Annotated in this window: 2 pseudogenes; both read right to left on the bottom strand. The window is 43.0% G+C overall.

From position 1 onward, the window contains the following. Positions 1–529, bottom strand: a pseudogene (gene yihQ, locus RTW80_RS26060) (sulfoquinovosidase); the annotation flags it as partial. A 198-nt stretch (positions 530–727) separates the two neighbouring features. Beyond that, positions 728–962: pseudogene (locus tag RTW80_RS26065) on the bottom strand (aldose epimerase); the annotation flags it as partial.

Raw genomic sequence — 962 nt, forward strand, 5'->3', positions numbered from 1 at the left:
AATCGCCGCCCGCGTTCTCTTTGCAGTCGGCCTGCCAGGTGACATAGGTTTGTTTGTTGCGACCAACGCCTTGTTCACTGGTCCATAGCGGGAACGGTTTGCCACGCAGATCGAAGTAGGAAAACTGTTCGCCGCAGCCGTAGATATGGTCCTCTGGTTGAGCGGCAAGGCGCAGCCAGATACGGTTGTGGTTAAGGTTGTCGTTTTGTAGTTCCAGCAATAAACGCCCCTGATCGTCGGCAGAGATATTCAGCGTGGCGCTAATGTCAGAACCACGGCTGAAATGAATTAACCAACCATCCGGTGACTGGCTGACGATGGCGTCGGTAAGCGCAATTTTCTCCTGTAGTTTATCTTTAATGCTGAAATTACCGCGGAACATATCGATATCCGCTATACCTGAGCCAATCCATAAACAAGGATTATCTTTGCTATGGGTTAAAATAAGACGTTGTTGAAAATGTAGGGTAAAACTGTCGTTATTCTGATGAAATTGAAAATCTAATAACTGTGGACGTGACGTATCCATAACTAATCTCCATAGAGTTGAGAACGAGATTGTTGCCTTCCTGTTATTACAGGCTTATGTAAAATGATTCTCATAAAACTGATATATAAAAACTTTACAGAAGCTGAGCTGTTTTTAACTTAATAAATTGAAGATACATAATGTTGCCTTTAGCGAGTGAAATGTTCTTCAATGATTTTGACTGCTAATCAATACAAGTTATTTTCTCTGTCCGTAAATATTAAAAAACAGGCGGTGCGGTTTTCCTGATTCCAGTAATAATAAGTCGATACCTGAATTAAAGGCGTTAGGCGGGCAACTCATAGGTTCAACTGCCAGTCCCTGACGCTGTAATTTTTCACCGCTATAAACCTGCACCCAGAGTTGATCGGAACAAAGGCTTACCGAAAGCGCCTGCTGTGGATGGGTAATGGTCATTTCCCACAAATCATTA

Origin of the sequence: Escherichia sp. AM3 (assembly GCF_032029835.1) — a bacterium.
GTDB lineage: Bacteria > Pseudomonadota > Gammaproteobacteria > Enterobacterales > Enterobacteriaceae > Escherichia > Escherichia coli.